Annotated in this window: 22 protein-coding genes; 14 read left to right on the top strand and 8 right to left on the bottom strand. The window is 62.7% G+C overall.

The window, feature by feature from the left end; genetic code table 11:
• Position 1: 1 nt before the first annotated feature.
• The 3 genes from ACWGTI_RS12270 to hslV are packed head-to-tail and all read right to left on the bottom strand — an operon-like array spanning position 2 to position 1,671.
• Positions 2-601, bottom strand: a complete 600-nt coding sequence (locus ACWGTI_RS12270) for a DUF2585 domain-containing protein (RefSeq protein WP_454587349.1) — start codon at positions 599-601, stop codon at positions 2-4.
• 4 nt (positions 602-605) lie between these two features.
• The gene (locus ACWGTI_RS12265) at positions 606-1,130 is read right to left on the bottom strand and encodes a GNAT family N-acetyltransferase (protein WP_454587348.1); all 525 of its coding nucleotides are present in this window, start codon (positions 1,128-1,130) and stop codon (positions 606-608) included.
• On the bottom strand, positions 1,120-1,671 hold the full coding sequence (gene hslV, locus ACWGTI_RS12260) for an ATP-dependent protease subunit HslV (protein ID WP_112559910.1): 552 nt from the start codon (positions 1,669-1,671) through the stop codon (positions 1,120-1,122). Before hslV ends, ACWGTI_RS12265 begins: the two co-directional genes overlap by 11 nt.
• Before the next feature lie 257 nt (positions 1,672-1,928).
• On the opposite strand from hslV, the gene hisB reads away from it, so the two are divergent.
• From hisB to coaA, 9 genes are read left to right on the top strand one after another with little or no spacing between them, the layout of a single operon-like run.
• Positions 1,929-2,528: an imidazoleglycerol-phosphate dehydratase HisB gene (gene hisB, locus ACWGTI_RS12255; protein ID WP_454587347.1), complete on the top strand. Its 600-nt coding sequence runs from the start codon at positions 1,929-1,931 to the stop codon at positions 2,526-2,528.
• 4 nt (positions 2,529-2,532) lie between these two features.
• A complete protein-coding gene (locus ACWGTI_RS12250; RefSeq protein WP_454587346.1) occupies positions 2,533-3,012 on the top strand; it encodes a DUF2628 domain-containing protein in 480 nt (159 codons plus the stop codon).
• A 1-nt stretch (position 3,013) separates the two neighbouring features.
• A complete protein-coding gene (hisH, locus tag ACWGTI_RS12245; protein WP_454587345.1) occupies positions 3,014-3,664 on the top strand; it encodes an imidazole glycerol phosphate synthase subunit HisH in 651 nt (216 codons plus the stop codon).
• Positions 3,665-3,669: 5 nt separating this feature from the next.
• Positions 3,670-3,960 (top strand): DUF1330 domain-containing protein, encoded by a 291-nt coding sequence (locus tag ACWGTI_RS12240; protein ID WP_454587344.1) that lies wholly within the window; start codon positions 3,670-3,672, stop codon positions 3,958-3,960.
• A 2-nt stretch (positions 3,961-3,962) separates the two neighbouring features.
• Positions 3,963-4,709: a 1-(5-phosphoribosyl)-5-[(5-phosphoribosylamino)methylideneamino]imidazole-4-carboxamide isomerase gene (gene hisA / locus ACWGTI_RS12235; protein ID WP_454587343.1), complete on the top strand. Its 747-nt coding sequence runs from the start codon at positions 3,963-3,965 to the stop codon at positions 4,707-4,709.
• Positions 4,706-5,542 carry an arginase family protein gene (locus ACWGTI_RS12230; RefSeq protein WP_454587342.1) on the top strand — a complete coding sequence of 279 codons (837 nt, stop codon included), beginning with the start codon at positions 4,706-4,708 and terminating at the stop codon, positions 5,540-5,542. The genes hisA and ACWGTI_RS12230 overlap by 4 nt, the downstream gene beginning before the upstream one ends.
• Positions 5,539-6,333: an imidazole glycerol phosphate synthase subunit HisF gene (gene hisF / locus ACWGTI_RS12225; RefSeq protein WP_454587691.1), complete on the top strand. Its 795-nt coding sequence runs from the start codon at positions 5,539-5,541 to the stop codon at positions 6,331-6,333. Before ACWGTI_RS12230 ends, hisF begins: the two co-directional genes overlap by 4 nt.
• 30 nt (positions 6,334-6,363) lie before the next feature.
• The gene (locus ACWGTI_RS12220) at positions 6,364-6,687 is read left to right on the top strand and encodes a phosphoribosyl-ATP diphosphatase (protein ID WP_454587341.1); all 324 of its coding nucleotides are present in this window, start codon (positions 6,364-6,366) and stop codon (positions 6,685-6,687) included.
• Positions 6,688-6,710: 23 nt separating this feature from the next.
• Entirely contained in the window at positions 6,711-7,670 is a 960-nt protein-coding gene (coaA, locus tag ACWGTI_RS12215; RefSeq protein WP_454575351.1) for a type I pantothenate kinase, read from the top strand.
• Here coaA and ACWGTI_RS12210 read toward each other — a convergent pair.
• The 5 genes from ACWGTI_RS12210 to ACWGTI_RS12190 all read right to left on the bottom strand — a co-directional run bounded on the left by ACWGTI_RS12210 (position 7,657) and on the right by ACWGTI_RS12190 (position 11,943).
• Positions 7,657-8,928, bottom strand: a complete 1,272-nt coding sequence (locus ACWGTI_RS12210; protein WP_454587340.1) for a phosphatase PAP2 family protein — start codon at positions 8,926-8,928, stop codon at positions 7,657-7,659. The two genes, coaA and ACWGTI_RS12210, sit on opposite strands and share 14 nt — an antisense overlap.
• Complete coding sequence (locus ACWGTI_RS12205) at positions 8,856-9,008, bottom strand: hypothetical protein (protein ID WP_454587690.1); 153 nt, start codon at positions 9,006-9,008, stop codon at positions 8,856-8,858. Before ACWGTI_RS12205 ends, ACWGTI_RS12210 begins: the two co-directional genes overlap by 73 nt.
• A gap of 74 nt (positions 9,009-9,082) precedes the next feature.
• On the bottom strand, positions 9,083-9,706 hold the full coding sequence (locus ACWGTI_RS12200; protein WP_454587339.1) for an alpha-ketoglutarate-dependent dioxygenase AlkB family protein: 624 nt from the start codon (positions 9,704-9,706) through the stop codon (positions 9,083-9,085).
• Between the two features lie 102 nt (positions 9,707-9,808).
• On the bottom strand, positions 9,809-10,246 hold the full coding sequence (gene arfB / locus ACWGTI_RS12195; protein ID WP_056569055.1) for an alternative ribosome rescue aminoacyl-tRNA hydrolase ArfB: 438 nt from the start codon (positions 10,244-10,246) through the stop codon (positions 9,809-9,811).
• An 86-nt stretch (positions 10,247-10,332) separates the two neighbouring features.
• Entirely contained in the window at positions 10,333-11,943 is a 1,611-nt protein-coding gene (locus ACWGTI_RS12190) for a phosphoenolpyruvate carboxykinase (protein ID WP_454587338.1), read from the bottom strand.
• Positions 11,944-12,289: 346 nt separating this feature from the next.
• On the opposite strand from ACWGTI_RS12190, the gene ACWGTI_RS12185 reads away from it, so the two are divergent.
• From ACWGTI_RS12185 to ACWGTI_RS12165, 5 genes are all read left to right on the top strand, one after another.
• Positions 12,290-12,991, top strand: coding sequence for a response regulator transcription factor (locus ACWGTI_RS12185; RefSeq protein WP_143975642.1), 702 nt, complete (start codon positions 12,290-12,292; stop codon positions 12,989-12,991).
• A gap of 25 nt (positions 12,992-13,016) precedes the next feature.
• Positions 13,017-14,801 carry a stimulus-sensing domain-containing protein gene (locus tag ACWGTI_RS12180; protein WP_454587337.1) on the top strand — a complete coding sequence of 595 codons (1,785 nt, stop codon included), beginning with the start codon at positions 13,017-13,019 and terminating at the stop codon, positions 14,799-14,801.
• A 12-nt stretch (positions 14,802-14,813) separates the two neighbouring features.
• Positions 14,814-15,269: an HPr kinase/phosphorylase gene (locus ACWGTI_RS12175; RefSeq protein ID WP_454587336.1), complete on the top strand. Its 456-nt coding sequence runs from the start codon at positions 14,814-14,816 to the stop codon at positions 15,267-15,269.
• A 164-nt stretch (positions 15,270-15,433) separates the two neighbouring features.
• The gene (locus tag ACWGTI_RS12170; protein WP_454587335.1) at positions 15,434-15,835 is read left to right on the top strand and encodes a PTS sugar transporter subunit IIA; all 402 of its coding nucleotides are present in this window, start codon (positions 15,434-15,436) and stop codon (positions 15,833-15,835) included.
• Positions 15,836-15,837: 2 nt separating this feature from the next.
• A complete protein-coding gene (locus ACWGTI_RS12165) occupies positions 15,838-16,140 on the top strand; it encodes an HPr family phosphocarrier protein (protein WP_454587689.1) in 303 nt (100 codons plus the stop codon).
• The last annotated feature ends 25 nt before the right edge of the window (positions 16,141-16,165 follow it).

The raw sequence follows: 16,165 nt of genomic DNA, 5'->3' as shown, positions 1-16,165 counted from the left end.
ACTAAATTCCACTTTGCCACTGCTTGATGGACTCGAACGGATGCAGCAGCATGATCACGTTGAGCGTCAGATTGTCCCGGATGAGGTAGCCGACACCCAGTTCGAAGATGAGGGCGAGGCCGACGACGACTGATATAGGTAGCTTTCGCGCCATCACAAATCCCAGCACCATGGCCAGCGTGTCGGACACCGAATTGATGATCGAGTCGCCATAGTAATCCAGCGAAATGGTGCCGGCGCGGTAGCGGTCGATGATGAACGGGCTGTTTTCCAGGAGCTCCCAGCCGCCTTCGATGACGACGGCAAAAGCCAGGCGCAGACCGATCGGCGAACGCTGGAACAGAAACCAGGCCAAGGCGTAGAACAGGAATCCGTGGATTATGTGCGAAAAGGTGTACCAGTCGGAAATGTGCTGGGAATTCTCCGAACTGTTCACCACGCCGTGCCAGAGTTTGACGTAGCCGCAGGTGCAGATCGGCGTGCGCCCCATGCCGTACAGCGCGCCGGCCTGGAAGATGAGCAGAGCGAGCACGAGCAGAAGCCCCATCCGCCAGCTGTCTTCATAGGCCGAGTGGTTTTTGTCCCCGTCCCGTGTCGTCATCAGGTTATTCCCTCTCTTGTGCGTCGCCTTCGGCATCGACCGCCATCAGCACGACGTCCCCATATTCCGAGTGCCTGCGGTCGATAGGCCAGAATCCAGCCTTTTCATAGGCCCGGATGGCGCGGCCATTGTCGGGATGCGGATCGATGATGACGCGCGGCGCGCCCTCCTCGAACAGCTGTTCCACGAACTGCCGCACGATGGCCGAGCCATGACCTTTTCCGACAAGGTCCGGCACGCCGATCGACAGGTCGATGCCGAGCGTGCCGAACGGCTGGTCGGCATAAGGATGACCGTCTTCGAGATGCGGATCGTAGCTCTGCAGATAGGCGATCGGCCTGCCGTTTAGTTCGACGATCAGCGGCTCGACGGAAATCGAATCGATAAGTTCCCGAATGGCGGCGATTTCCGTCTCCGGATCATCCCACCATTCGGCGACATGCGGCTCGCCCAGCCATCCGGCAATCATCGGCAGGTCTTTTTCCGTCACTGGCCGAAAATCGTAGAGCACCGGCGGCTCAGGCGGCATCGAGCGTTTCGATGACAAAGTTGTTGTTGGTGTAGACGCAGATATCGGAGGCGATCTGCATCGCCTTGCGGGCGATCTCCTCGGCGTCCTTGTCGGTGTCCATCAGTGCGCGGGCGGCCGCCAAGGCATAGTTGCCGCCGGAGCCGATGGCCATGACGCCGAATTCGGGTTCCAACACGTCGCCGGTGCCGGTCAGCGCCAGCGAGACCGACTTGTCGGCCACCAGCATCATCGCTTCCAGCCGGCGCAGATAGCGGTCGGTGCGCCAGTCCTTGGCAAGCTCGACGCAGGCGCGCGTCAGCTGGTCGGGATATTGTTCGAGCTTGGCTTCCAGCCGCTCAAGCAGGGTAAAAGCGTCCGCCGTGGCGCCGGCGAAACCGGCAATGACATTGCCGCCCTTGCCGATGCGGCGCACCTTTTTGGCATTCCCTTTCATGATGGTCTGGCCAAGGCTGACCTGGCCGTCGCCAGCGATCACCACCTTGTTGCCCTTGCGCACTGTCACGATGGTCGTGGCGTGCATGGTCAGTTCATTCGACATTTTCTGCTCCGATTCGCGCAATCCCGATAAGGCGATTGGCGCGGGATTTCGATCGGCCATATGTATGCATGGGGCTAACGATTGCAAACCGCCACCGGCATGGCCGATGGAAGCCCGCATCGCAACTGGCCATCGCCGGATCATGCTGCTAGAAGGCTTTCGCTTTCAAGCAAATGAGCGTCTGGAGGCATTGTCTTTTCGTTTTGCCCCCAATCGTTTGCCCAAAGAGTCGTGTGCCCAAAGACAAGGACAAGGTCATGGCGTCCCGATCCGCCGAAGTCAGCCGCAAGACCAAGGAAACCGACATCGCCGTGTCGGTCCATGTCGACGGCACCGGAAAGTCCGACATGTCTACAGGCGTCGGCTTCTTCGACCATATGCTCGACCAGCTGTCGCGCCATTCGCTGATCGATATCACGGTCAAGGCCAAGGGCGACGTGCACATTGACGACCATCACACTGTCGAGGATACCGGCATTGCGATCGGCCAGGCACTGGCCAAGGCGCTGGGTGAGCGGCGCGGCATCATGCGCTATGCCTCGATCGATCTCGCCATGGACGAGACGCTGACACGTGCGGCGATAGACGTATCGGGCCGGCCGTTCCTGGTCTGGAACGTTGCCTTCTCGTCGCCGAAGATCGGCACGTTCGACACCGAACTGGTGCGTGAATTCTTCCAGGCGCTGGCGCAGAATGCCGGCATAACGCTGCATGTCGCCAACCATTATGGCGCCAACAACCACCACATCGCCGAGACCTGCTTCAAGGCAGTGGCGCGCGCGCTGCGTTTTGCGCTGGAGCGGGATCCGCGCCAGCCGGATGCGGTTCCCTCCACCAAGGGATCTCTGAAAGGGTAGGCTGATGGCCATCTATGTCGTGATGGAACCTGGGCGCGGCCGCACCGAGGCGGCCGACGCAACCATTTTTGTCCGTGACGGCTTTTCCTGGCTGGCTTTCCTGCTGGCGCCGCTGTGGCTTGCCTGGCACAGGCTGTGGGTCGAGGCCGCGCTCGCCTTCGTCGCCATGGGCCTCATCTCGCTGTTCGGCCAATGGCTGGGGCTGGATTGGGCAAGCTCGGCGCTGTCTTTGCTGGTCTCGTTCTATATCGGCCTGGAAGGCCAGGGATTGCGGATCGCAGCGCTTCGCCGCCGCGGCTGGCATGAATGGGGCGTCGTCGAGGCTCACAATCTCGACGATGCCGATATTCGCCAGACGCTGGATGCCGAGGCGCTGGCCGACGAACCGGCGCCGATGCCGCGCATCGTGCCCGACGCCAGCCTTGCCCGGCCGGCGCAGACCGGCCTGACGCTGGGGCTGACCCATACGCCTGGAAAAGCCTGACATGCGGGTTGCGATCATCGATTACGGGTCGGGCAATCTGCGCTCGGCCACCAAGGCCTTCGAGCGCGCCGCGCATGAGGCCGGCATTGCCGCGACAATCGAGCTGACCGCCGATGCCGAGCGCGTGCGCAGCGCCGACCGCATCGTCCTGCCCGGCGTCGGCGCTTACGCCGATTGCGCGGCGGGCCTGCGCGGCGTCGCCGGCATGTGGGAAGCGGTGGAAGAGGTCGCCATCACCAAGGCGCGGCCATTCCTCGGCATCTGCGTCGGCATGCAGCTGATGTCGCAACGTGGCTTGGAAAAGACCGTGACCAAAGGCTTTGGCTGGATTGCCGGCGACGTCAAGGAGATCACGCCGGCCGATCCGGCGCTGAAGATTCCGCAGATCGGCTGGAACACGATCGATCTCACCCGCAAGCATCCGCTGTTTTCCGGCATTGCCACGGGAGCCAAGGGCCTGCACGCCTATTTCGTCCATTCCTATCATCTTGACGCGACGAAGCCGGACGAAGTGCTGGCTGTTGCCGACTATGGCGGCGCGGTGACCGCAGCTGTTGCACGCGGCAACCTCGCTGGCACGCAGTTCCACCCCGAGAAAAGCCAGGCGCTCGGCCTGGCCCTTATCACCAATTTCCTGCGCTGGAGGCCCTGAGAACCATGAGCAAGAAGGGCTATTGGATCGCGTTGATCGATGTTCACGACCCCGACATCTACAAGCAGTATATCGAGGCCAACGCCAAAGCCTTCGCCAAATATGGCGCGAACTTCATCGTGCGGGCCGGGCGCTATGAAAATCCGGAGACGTTGACGGGCAACCGTCATGTCGTGGTTGAGTTCGAGTCCTACGATGTGGCCGTCGCCTGCTATCACTCGCCGGAGTATCAGGAAGCATCGAAATACAGGCTCGCCGCCTCGACCGGCCATTTCGTCATCGTCGAGGGCGCCTGATCGTGATCCTGTTTCCCGCCATCGACCTCAAGGACGGCAAATGCGTGCGGTTGAAGCATGGCGATATGGCGACCGCGACCATATACAATGACGACCCGGCGGCGCAGGCCAAGGCCTTCGAGGACCAGGGTTTTGAGTGGTTGCACGTCGTCGACCTCAATGGCGCCTTCAAGGGCCAGAGCGTCAACAGCGCGGCGGTCGGCGCCATCCTCAAGGCGACCAAGAACCCGGTGCAACTCGGCGGCGGCATCCGCACGCTGGCGCAGATTGAGGACTGGCTCGACCGCGGGCTGGCGCGCGTCATTCTCGGCACCGTGGCGGTGCGCGATCCCGACCTAGTCAGGGAAGCCTGCAAGACCTTCCCCGGCAAGATCGCCGTCGGCATCGACGCCAAGGGCGGCAAGGTGGCGGTCGAGGGCTGGGCCGAGGCGTCCAGCCTCGGCGTCATCGAACTGGCACAGAAATTCGAAGGCGCCGGTGTCGCCGCCATCATCTACACCGACATCGACCGCGACGGCGTTCTGACCGGCATCAACTGGGATGCCACGATCGACCTCGCCGACGCGGTGTCGATTCCGGTCATCGCCTCGGGCGGGCTGGCCTCGATCGCCGACATCGTGCGCATGACCATGCCCGATGCGAAAAAGCTCGAGGGCGCCATTTCCGGCCGCGCGCTCTATGACGGGCGCATCGATCCGGCCGAGGCGCTGGCGGTGCTGCAGGGCAAGGCAATGGAGACCCGATCTTGAAAATCTCCATCATCCTGGCCTCCTATGACAGCGGCCACTATCACGGCGGCATGGGCCAGGGACCGGACGCGCTGATCTCAGGCGGGCTCGTCGATGCGCTGACGCTAGCCGGGCATGACGTGGCCGTCACCGATATCGGCAGGGTGGGCGACGAGCAGGAGCGCGAGATCGCAACCGGCTTTGCCGTATGCAATGCCGTCTCCGGCGAGGTCCGCATCGCCCTGGACCGCGGCCGCTTTCCGATCGTTCTGGCCGGCAACTGCCTGACATCAGCGGGTGCGGTCGCCGGCGAAGGCGCCGATGCGATCATCTGGGTCGACCAGCATGGCGATCTCAACACACCCGAAACCTCCGTCTACGGCTTTCTCGACGGCATGGCGCTGGCCACGGTCCTGGGCCTGTGCTGGAAGCCGATGGCATCGGCCATCCCAGGCTTCAAACCGATCGATCCGGCCCGCTGCGTGCTGGTCAATGCGCGCGATCTCGATCCGGCTGAAAAGGAACTGTTGAAGACGCTGCCGGTGATCCGCACCGAATGCCCGGACTGGGCGACCGCCTGCGGCAGGCTGAAGGCACCGGACGCAAAGCGGGTGCACCTGCATCTCGATCTCGACGTACACGATCCCGAGGCGCTGCAGGCCAATCGCTACACGACACCGGGCGGCCCGGAGCCGAAACAGCTGCGCCAGGCTGTCTGCGGCATGGCTGGTCTGCTGCCGATTTCCGGCATCACCATCTCGGCCTACGATCCGGCATTCGACGCGCAGTCCGAGGTTCCGCCGCTGGTCGGCGAGCTGCTCAGCGAGTTGCTGGCTACGATGGAGAAGGACTGATGCTGAAGGCCCGCGTCATTCCCTGCCTCGACGTCAAGAACGGCCGCGTCGTCAAGGGCGTCAATTTCGTCGACCTGGTCGATGCCGGAGACCCGGTCGAGGCGGCAAAGGCCTATGACGCGGCCGGCGCCGACGAGCTTTGCTTCCTCGACATCACCGCATCGTCAGACAACCGGGAGACCATCTTCGACGTCGTCGCCCGCACCGCCGAACAGTGTTTCATGCCGCTGACGGTCGGCGGCGGCGTGCGCCAGGTCGCCGATATCCGCAAGCTCCTGCTGGCCGGCGCCGACAAGGTGTCGATCAACACGGCGGCGGTAAAGAACCCGGATTTTGTCGCGGAGGCCGCTGACAAGTTCGGCAACCAGTGCATCGTCGTGGCCATCGATGCCAAGAAGGTGTCGGCGCCCAGCGAGGCAGACCGCTGGGAGATCTTCACCCATGGCGGCCGCGAGAAGACCGGCATCGATGCGGTCGACTTCGCGCGAAAAATGGTCGAGCGCGGCGCCGGCGAGATCCTGTTGACCTCGATGGACCGTGACGGCACCAAGGCCGGCTACGACATTGCGCTGACCCGCGCGATTGCGGATGCGGTGCGCGCGCCGGTCATCGCGTCCGGTGGCGTCGGCACGCTCGATCATCTGGTCGAGGGCATCCGCGACGGCCATGCGGGTGCCGTGCTCGCGGCCTCGATCTTCCATTTCGGCACCTACACGATTGCGCAGGCCAAGGCGCATATGGCCAAAGCCGGCCTGCCGATGCGGCTGGACTCGTCCGTCGATCGGCCCTAGAGCGTTTCCGGCTAAGAAAGCGACCTCGCCATGGCTGACTTTTCGCTCTCCGACCTGGAGACAATCATTGGGGAACGCGCCCGGTCCGACGATCCGGACTCGTGGACAGCAAAACTGTTCGCCAAGGGCATGGACAAGGCGGCGCAGAAGCTCGGCGAGGAAGCGGTCGAGACGGTGATTGCCGCCGTCACGGGGGATAAAAAAGCCCTCGTTTCCGAAAGTGCCGATCTTATATATCATTGGCTTGTCGTGCTCGGCATCGCGGGGGTCCCGCTGGGCGACGTGCTGAGGGAGCTTGAGGGCCGTACCGGCCGTTCGGGCGTCGCCGAAAAGGCATCCCGGCCGAAAAGCTGACTGCGAGGAGGGCAGGAAACTCGATGGACCAGCTTGCTCCGACCGAGAAATATTCTCCCTATCGTTTCTTTTCGGCCGAGCAATGGTCGAACTTCCGCGCCGACACGCCGATGACGCTGAGCGAAGACGAGATCAACCGTCTGCGCTCGCTCAACGACCCGGTCGACCTCGAGGAGGTCAAGCGCATCTATCTGTCGCTGTCGCGGCTGCTGTCAGCACATGTCGAGGCCAGCCAGTTGCTGTTTCGTCAGCGCCAGGCCTTCTTCAATGCGCTGGACGTGGTCAAGACGCCGTTCATCATCGGCATTGCCGGCTCGGTCGCGGTCGGCAAGTCAACCACGGCGCGCGTGCTGAAGGAGCTTCTGGCGCGCTGGCCGTCGAGCCCCAAGGTCGATCTCATCACCACCGACGGTTTTCTCTTGCCCAACAAGGTGTTGCGGCGCGACAATTTGATGGAGCGCAAGGGCTTTCCCGACAGCTACGACGTCGGCGCGCTGCTCAGATTCCTGTCGGGCATCAAGTCGGCGCAGCGCAATGTACAGGCGCCGGTCTATTCGCATTTGACCTATGACGTCATTCCTGGCGAGTTCGTCACCATCGACCGGCCCGACATTCTGATCTTCGAAGGCATCAACGTGCTGCAGCCGGGCAAGCTGCCGAAGGACGGCAAGATCGTGCCGTTCCTGTCAGATTTCTTCGACTTCGCCATCTATATCGACGCCGACGAAAAACTGATCCATCACTGGTACATTGCCCGCTTCATGCGGCTGCGCGAGACCGCCTTCCGCAATCCGGACTCCTTCTTCCACCGCTATTCGCAGCTTTCCGAGGATGCCGCGCGCGCCATTGCGGAAGGCTTGTGGGCCAACATCAACCTGAAAAATCTGCGCGAGAACATCGTGCCGACGCGGGCGCGCGCCGACCTCATCCTGCGCAAAGGCGCCAATCACCTGGTCGAGGAAGTCGCGCTCAGGAAACTGTGACGGCCGCCTCCGGGCTGGTCGCTATATCGGTCGGTTGCGTATCCTGCACCAGTCGCCGGAGATAGGGCCGGTCGGCTGGGACGAGTTTGCGCGCGGCGACATAGACAATCACCGAGACAGCTGCTGCGGCATAGCCGTCGATTGCATAGTGCCACGCCAGATAGACCGAGCTGACGGTAACAAGGGCCACATAGACAAACGCTACAGCGCCGAGACGGCGATTGTACTCCCATGCAAAAAGCGCGTTGAGCATCGCCAGGCCGACATGCACGCTGGGAAAGGCCGAAATGCCTGACGCGAAGCCGGTCTGCCTGGCCTCATGAAGCCTCCACAAATATTGCTGGTAGGAGACAGCAGAATTGGAGGATTCGGCGCCACGGGCCAGGAATGCGAGCTGTTCGCCAAACCGTGCCGTGTCGCCCGTGGCCATTCCGTAAAACGCCGGACCAGCCGACAGGAACAGTCCAGCCAATATGTTGCCGATGACGATCCAAACCACCATGAAGCAGATGACATAGCGCGTTCGAACCGACGCCGTCCTGGGCGATGTGGCGACGAAGAACAAGGCGCCGAAATTGAGGACAAACCAGAATACGTTGTAATTCCACTCGATGGCGGCCCGCACGAAATCATTTTCGGCCACCAGGTAGAGCCATCGCCACGGATCGGCGCCGAAATGCAGAAACGCATCAATGTCGGCATGCAGCACGTCAAACGGAAAGCCGCCCTGCCAGACCGGCATTCCGTTCTTCACCGAGGTGAATGTGCCTTGAAAGATCATGAGCGCCATGAGCAGGCATAGGCCCGAGAGCGAGTATGCCAGCCGCGATGTCGAAAACACATATTTCGCCGCCAGACGGCGCCTGCTGTCGAAGCGATGTAGGAGCAGGCTTATGTCGACAATTATGGCGAACGTCGGCAGCATCAGGCCGTTCAACAATATCCACCGCCCGAAATATATCGAATACGCGCTACGGTCGGCAGCGCCTATTGCATACAGAAAAACCAGTCCGGCCAATGTGTAGATGACGATGAACAGATAAACGCCTGAATCCCGGCGAACCAGCGGGATCGCTTGTTTGGTGACTACCCATAGCTGACGGAAAACCACACTGCTCTTTGTCATTGTCCCCGAGCCGACGTTGCAATGCTCGGGCACTTTATAGGGAGAATCTGTAGAATCGGTTAGTGCCGTGCCAGAACGCGCTCGCTCAGAAAAGTGTCGTCCTTCTCCAGGCCCAATTTGCCACAGCCCCACCAGATGGCGAGCGCTGCGGCAATACCGACAATACCGTCCACGGCATAGTGCCATCCGAGGTGAATCGAGCCGAAGAACATCAAGACCAAATTTTTACACAATATTCCTTTGTGTCGCACCTATACTTTAATAAACAGTAAGCCGAAGAATACCCCTACTGCTCCAGGGTAGGGTTGACCCGCCGCAGTGTCAGGTTGATCCTCCCGCCATTCTTCAGCAGCGCCGAGGTCGACGGGTAGATGCGGTCGACGCCGTGGAAGCAGAGCCGTCCCTCGCCGCCGAGCACGACGACATCGCCGCTTTTCAGCCTGAACGATTTGGTGCCGCCGTCGCGTGTCGTCTGGCCGACCCGGAACAGGCAGTCGTCGCCAAGCGAGACGGAGACCACCGGTGCCGAGAAATCGGCCTCGTCGCGGTCCTGGTGCAGGCCCATTTTGGCGTCCTGCGCATAGAAATTGACCAGGCAGGCTTCCGGCGGCTGCGGATAGGCGGAGACCTCTTGCCATAATTGCAGCAGCGCGTCGGGGATCGGCGGCCATGGCTCTCCGGTCAGCGGATGCGTCGGCTGGTAGCGATATCCCAGTTCCTTGTCGGTGACCCAGCCGAGCGGGCCGCAATTGGTCATGCGCACGCTCATCTCCTTGCCGGTGCGCGGCATGGCCGGCACGAACAGCGGTGCCTGCTGCACCACCTTGCGGACGTCTTCGACCAGCGCTTCCTGCGCCGCGCGGGGCAAGTAGCCGGGCATGTGGCGGACGCCTTTGGGCAGTACGAGCATGGGGACGCTTCACCTGATTGATCTGGCCGACAATGCCACCGCCAAACAAAAACGGCGACCCGAAAGCCGCCCACAGTTTTCGGCATCATGCTGGTGTGGTGCTTAATCGTTCTCCACCCGGCCGCGCAGCTTCTTGATCGTACCGCGCCCGGCCTTGCTTTTCAGCCGCCGCTCGACCGCCCCCTTCGACGGCCGCGTCTTCTTGCGCGGCGGCGGCGGCGGTTCGGCGGCCTTGGCGACCAGCGCCGTCAGCCTTGCCCGGGCATCGGCCCGGTTCTGCTCCTGGGTGCGAAAGCGGCCGGCTTCGATGACGATGACGCCGTCCTTGGTGGCGCGCTGGCCGGCAAGCTTGATCGTGCGCGCGCGCACGCGTTCCGACAGGCCGGCCGCATTGGCCGCGTCGAAGCGCAGTTGCACGGCGGTGGCCACCTTGTTGACGTTCTGGCCGCCGGGGCCGGACGAGCGGATGAAATCCTCGTGCAGGTCGCCCGGATGGATCACGGCTTCGTCGGATATGATGATGTTGTCGTCGATCGGCATGCCGCAGTCATGGCTCGGCGGATCAAAAAAGAAAAGGCCCGATCGGGACCGGGCCTTTCAAGGATGCGGCGAGGACGATGCCTCGACTATTCGGCAGCTTCCTGCAGGCGCGGCGCGGCGCCGAGCACGACGGCGTCGACATGGCTCTCGAATTTCTCGAAATTGACGGCGAACATGCCGACCAGCCGCGCCGCCTGGCGGTCATAGGCAGCCTTGTCGGCCCAGGTCGAGCGCGGGTCGAGAATGGCGCTGTCGACGCCCGGCACGGCCACCGGCACTTCGAAGCCGAAATTGGCATCGGTGCGGAAACCGGCTGATTTCAGCGAACCGTCGAGCGCCGCGGCCAGCAAGGCGCGCGTCGCCTTGATCGGCATGCGCTTGCCGGTGCCATAGGCGCCGCCGGTCCAGCCGGTGTTGACCAGCCAGCAATCGGCGTCGTGGCGGGCGATCAACTCGCGCAGCAGATTGCCGTATTCCTTGGGGTGGCGCGGCATGAACGGGGCGCCGAAGCAGGTCGAGAACGTCGCTTCCGGCTCGATCACGCCCTTTTCGGTACCAGCCACCTTGGCCGTGTAGCCGGAGAGGAAGTGATACATCGCCTGCGCCGGGGTCAGCCGGGCGATCGGCGGCATGACGCCGAAAGCATCGGCCGTCAGCATGATGATATTTTTCGGATGGCTGGCGCGTCCGGTCTTCGAGGCATTGGGGATGAAGTCCAGAGGATAGGCGCAGCGTGTGTTTTCGGTGAGCCGGCCGTCGTTGAAATCCGGCACGCGGTTTGCATCGAGCACGACATTTTCCAGCACCGTGCCGAAACGCTGCGTGGTGGCGAAGATTTCCGGCTCGGCTTCGGCCGACAGCCGGATCGTCTTGGCGTAGCAGCCGCCTTCGAAATTGAAGATGCCGTGCGGCCCCCAGCCATGCTCGTCGTCGCCGATGAGCGTGCGCGACGGGTCGGCCGACAGCGTCGTCTTGCCCGTTCCGGACAGCCCGAAGAAGATCGCCGCGTCGCCGGCCGGCCCCTCATTGGCCGAACAGTGCATCGGCATGACGCCCTTCTCCGGCAGCAGATAGTTCAGCATGGTGAACACCGACTTCTTCATTTCGCCGGCATAGGAGGTGCCGCCGATCAGCACGATCTTGCGGGTCAGATCGACCGCAATCACGGTTTCGATGCGGCTGCCGTGGCGGGCCGGATCGGCGCGGAAGGACGGCAGGTCGATGATCGTCATCTCCGGCACGAATTGCTCGAGCTCGGCGGCCTGCGGGCGGATCAAAAGGTTGCGGATGAACAGCGAGTGCCAGGCGAATTCGGTGATGACCCGCGTCGGCAGCTTCAGATCGGCATCGGCGCCGCCGATGAGGTCCTGCACATAGAGGTCCTTGTCCGCCGCATGGGCGCAGAAATCGGCGAGCAGCGTTTCGAACTGAGCCGGTGAAATCGCCTTGTTACTGTCCCACCAGATGTGGGGTTCGGTGGCGCCGTCGCGCACGACAAACTTGTCCTTGGGCGAGCGGCCGGTGTGCTGGCCGGTCTCGGCAAGCAGCGCGCCACCCGCGGTCAACCTGGCCTCGCCACGGCGGATCGCGTCTTCGTAAAGGGCGGCCGCACCAAAATTATAATGCACCGTGCCGGTGGTTTTCAGGCCGATACAATCGATCGCGCGGGCAGAATTGCGTTTGCCGACTTCCGACATCAAGGGTCCCTTCTCCTGCATTCGCCGCACTTTGCCGGCGCATTTCCGGCATGCCCGCGATGGGGCCTGAGACGGTCAGAACCAGAAAACTCGAATGATATCAAATCATTAATCGATTTAAAAAATTTGAAAGTTGTTTAAATCGTTTATATGTGCAAAAAATCACAGTGGTTGCCCAAAGGATTGGCACACAGTGTTCGTCCAATCCGTATAGAGGTGCGATTGGGGCCGCCGGCAAGCCGTCCGCGACAGCGGATGGAGCCTGCGCCACATTTTGTACCTAATTTGTCCTGCAAAAGCCCCTTCTCTAAGATAGGAGGGACAGCTCATGAGGGAGCCGCTTGAAATGGCAACAATCGCGCTTGTCGATGACGATCGCAACATTCTGACGTCAGTCTCGATTGCCCTCGAATCCGAGGGCTATCGTGTCGAGACCTACACGGATGGGGCGTCGGCGCTGGAAGGCCTGGCGGCGCGTCCGCCGAATCTCGCCATCCTCGACATCAAGATGCCGCGCATGGACGGCATGGAGCTGCTGCGCCGAATGCGCCAGAAGTCCGATCTGCCGGTGATTTTCCTGACCTCGAAGGACGACGAGATCGATGAGCTTTTCGGCCTCAAGATGGGCGCCGACGATTTCATCCGCAAACCGTTCTCGCAGCGCCTGCTGGTCGAGCGTGTGCGCGCCGTGCTGCGCCGTGCCAGCACTCGCGAGGCTGCGGCAAAGGCGCCCAGCCAGCAGGCCCGTTCGCTCGAGCGCGGCCAGTTGGTGATGGACCAGGAACGCCACACCTGCACCTGGAAGGGCGAGCCGGTGACGCTGACGGTCACCGAATTTCTCATCCTGCACTCGTTGGCGCAGCGCCCCGGCGTGGTAAAAAGCCGTGATGCGCTGATGGATTCGGCCTATGATGAGCAGGTCTATGTCGACGACCGCACCATCGACAGCCACATCAAGCGGCTGCGTAAGAAGTTCAAGGCCGTCGACGATGATTTTGAAATGATCGAAACGCTTTACGGAGTCGGGTACCGGTTCCGCGAAGCCTGAGAACGGACCCGGGAGCTGCTATTCGATGGCAGTGGACGTAGAGCGAGGCAGACGGGCGGGCGCCGGCAGGCGGCAGTCCAGGATTCTGCCCGCATTCCTGTCGAGGATCACGGTGCCTATGCGCCGCTTCCTCGGCCATCACATCTTTTCCAGCCTGACCCGGCGCATCCTGTTCCTCAACCTGGCCGGCCTCGCCGTGCTGGTCACCGGCATCCTTTATCTCAACACTTTCCGCGACGGGCTGATCGACGCCCGCGTCGAAAGCCTGATGACGCAGGGCGAGATCATCGCCGGAGCGATCGCGGCGTCGGCGACGGTCGAGACGGATTCGATCAGCATCGATCCGGAAAAGCTGCTCGAGCTGCAGGCCGGCGAAAGTCTGGGGCCGGGCTCCGACCAGCTCGATAACCTCGATTTCCCGATCAATCCCGAGCGCGTCGCGCCGGTGCTGCGGCGGCTGATCTCGCCGACGCGTACGCGCGCCCGCATCTATGACCGCGACGCCAATCTGCTGCTCGATTCGCGCCATCTCTATTCGCGCGGCCAGATCCTGCGCTACGACCTGCCGCCGGTCGAGGACGAGCAGCCGGATATGCTGGAGCGGGTGCAGAAATTCGTCTTCGACGTCTTCCGCAACAAGGACCTGCCCGTCTATCACGAGCAGCCCGGCGGCAATGGCGCCGCCTTCCCGGAGGTGGTCAAGGCGCTGACCGGCAGCCCGTCGACGATCGTGCGGGTGAGCGAACAGGGCGAGCAGATCGTCTCGGTGGCGGTGCCGATCCAGCGCTTCCGCGCCGTTCTCGGCGTGCTGATGCTGTCGACAGAAGGCGGCGACATCGACAAGATCGTCGCCGCCGAACGCAAGGCGATTTTGCGCGTGTTCGGCATTGCCGCCCTGGTGACCGCCATCCTGTCGATGCTGCTGGCGTCCACCATCGCCAATCCGCTGCGCCGGCTGTCGGCGGCGGCGGTGCGGGTGCGGCGCGGCGTCAAGAGCCGCGAGGAAATCCCCGACTTTTCCGATCGCCAGGACGAGATTGGCAATCTGTCGATCGCGGTGCGCGACATGACCAATGCCCTCTATGCCCGCATCGAGGCGATCGAAAGCTTTGCCGCCGACGTTTCGCACGAGTTGAAGAACCCGTTGACCTCGCTGCGCAGCGCGGTGGAGACGCTGCCGCTGGCCAAGAACGACAATTCGCGCGCGCGGCTGATGGAGATCATCCAGCATGATGTCCGGCGGCTCGACCGGCTGATCACCGACATTTCGGATGCTTCGCGCCTCGATGCCGAACTGGCGCGCGAAGACGCGGCGATCGTCGACCTGAAGAAATTCATCACCGATCTCGTTGCCGTGTCGCGCGAGGCGACGCGCAACAAGAAGGCCGTCGAGATCGAGTTCAAGGCCGCCAAGCTGCCGCAGGGCGTCAAAGGCTATTTCGTCACCGGCCATGATCTCAGGATCGGCCAGGTCATCACAAATCTGGTCGAGAATGCTCGCTCCTTCGTGCCGGAGGACCATGGCCATATCGCCATTTCCCTGGCACGCTCGGGTAAGGTCAACATCGTCACCGTCGATGACAACGGCCCCGGCATCCGCGCCGATGCCATCGACCGCATCTTCGAGCGCTTCTACACCGACCGGCCGGCCGGCGAGGCGTTCGGCCAGAATTCCGGCCTCGGCCTGTCGATCTCCAGGCAGATCGTCGAAGCCCATGGCGGCACGCTGACCGCCGAGAACATCCCCGGCACCAAGCCCGGCGACATCAAGGGCGCGCGCTTCGTCGTGACGCTGCCGGCCGAAGGCTGATTGCAGCCGCGTATGCCCATCAAGAAACCTGAAAACATCCACGCCACCGCGATCCTGATCGGCGAGCGCGGCATCCTGATCACGGGACCGTCCGGCTCGGGCAAGACGACGCTGGCGCTGGCGCTGATCGATCATTTTGGCCGGCGCGGGCTGTTTGCGCGGCTGATCGGCGACGACCAGCTGTTTGTCGAGGCGCATTTCGGGCGGCTGGTCTGCCGTGCGCCGGCCAGCATCGCCGGCCTCACGGAAGTGCCCGGGCTTGGCCCGAAGCCGCTTTTGTTCGAACCCGGGGCGGTGATCGACCTGGCGATCCAGCTGATTGCCGCCGAGGAAATGGTCCGTTTCCAGGACGAGTTGACCGAGATGATCGCCGGCTGCACTGTGCCGCGCATCGACCTCGCCGAGCGCAACGTCACTGCGGCTTTGCCGGCGGTGATGGCGCGGCTGGCGATTGCGCCTTTCGTATGATCCGCCCCCGGTTTTTTGCTGCAATGCGTCAAAATGGCCACGGCCGGCGCAATTTTGGGCTTGTCAACGCGCCGCGCGTCGACAAGATAGCGCTCCCGCCGCCTGGGATGGCCGGCGAGCATAAAAAGCGCCTGTGAAGCGGCGATGACGGGAGCCACCAACGAATGATCGGACTCGTGCTTGTAACGCACGGTCAACTGGCCGCCGAGTTCCGCCTTGCCGTGGAACATGTCGTGGGGCCACAAGACAATTTCGAAACCGTGGCGATTGGCGCCGATGACGATATGGAGCAGCGCCGGAGCGACATCGTCGACGCCGTCGGCCGCGTCGACACCGGGACCGGGGTCATCGTCCTGACCGACATGTTCGGCGGCACGCCGTCCAACCTCGCCATCTCGGTGATGGAATCCGGCCGCACCGAGGTCATCGCCGGCATGAACCTGCCGATGCTGATCAAGCTGTCGTCGATCCGCAAGGGTGACAATATGGCGACCGCGCTCGACGAGGCGCAGGCCGCGGGGCGCAAATACATCAACGTCGCCAGCCAGCTCCTGAGCAGCAAATGAGCATGACATCGGAAAAGGACCAGATAGCCAAAGATTCGATCACCAGGGAGTTTCCGATCATCAACCAGCGTGGCCTGCATGCGCGCGCCTCGGCCAAGTTCGTCCAGGTGGCCAGCGGCTTCGACGCCACCGTCCATGTCGAGAAGGACGGCCTGAGAGTCGGCGGCACCTCGATCATGGGGCTGATGATGCTGGCAGCGAGCCCCGGCTATTCCATCCGCGTGACCGCCAGCGGCGCTGAAGCCGTGGCGGCGATGGACGCGCTGGAGGAGCTGGTCGCCTCGCGCTTCGGCGAAGAGTGCTGACCCGCTAAACACATACGCGCATAAA

Source organism: Mesorhizobium sp. ArgA1, from assembly GCF_053714375.1.
The sequence above is the reverse complement of the archived record's forward strand: the minus strand, read 5'-3'. Positions and strand labels throughout refer to the sequence as shown.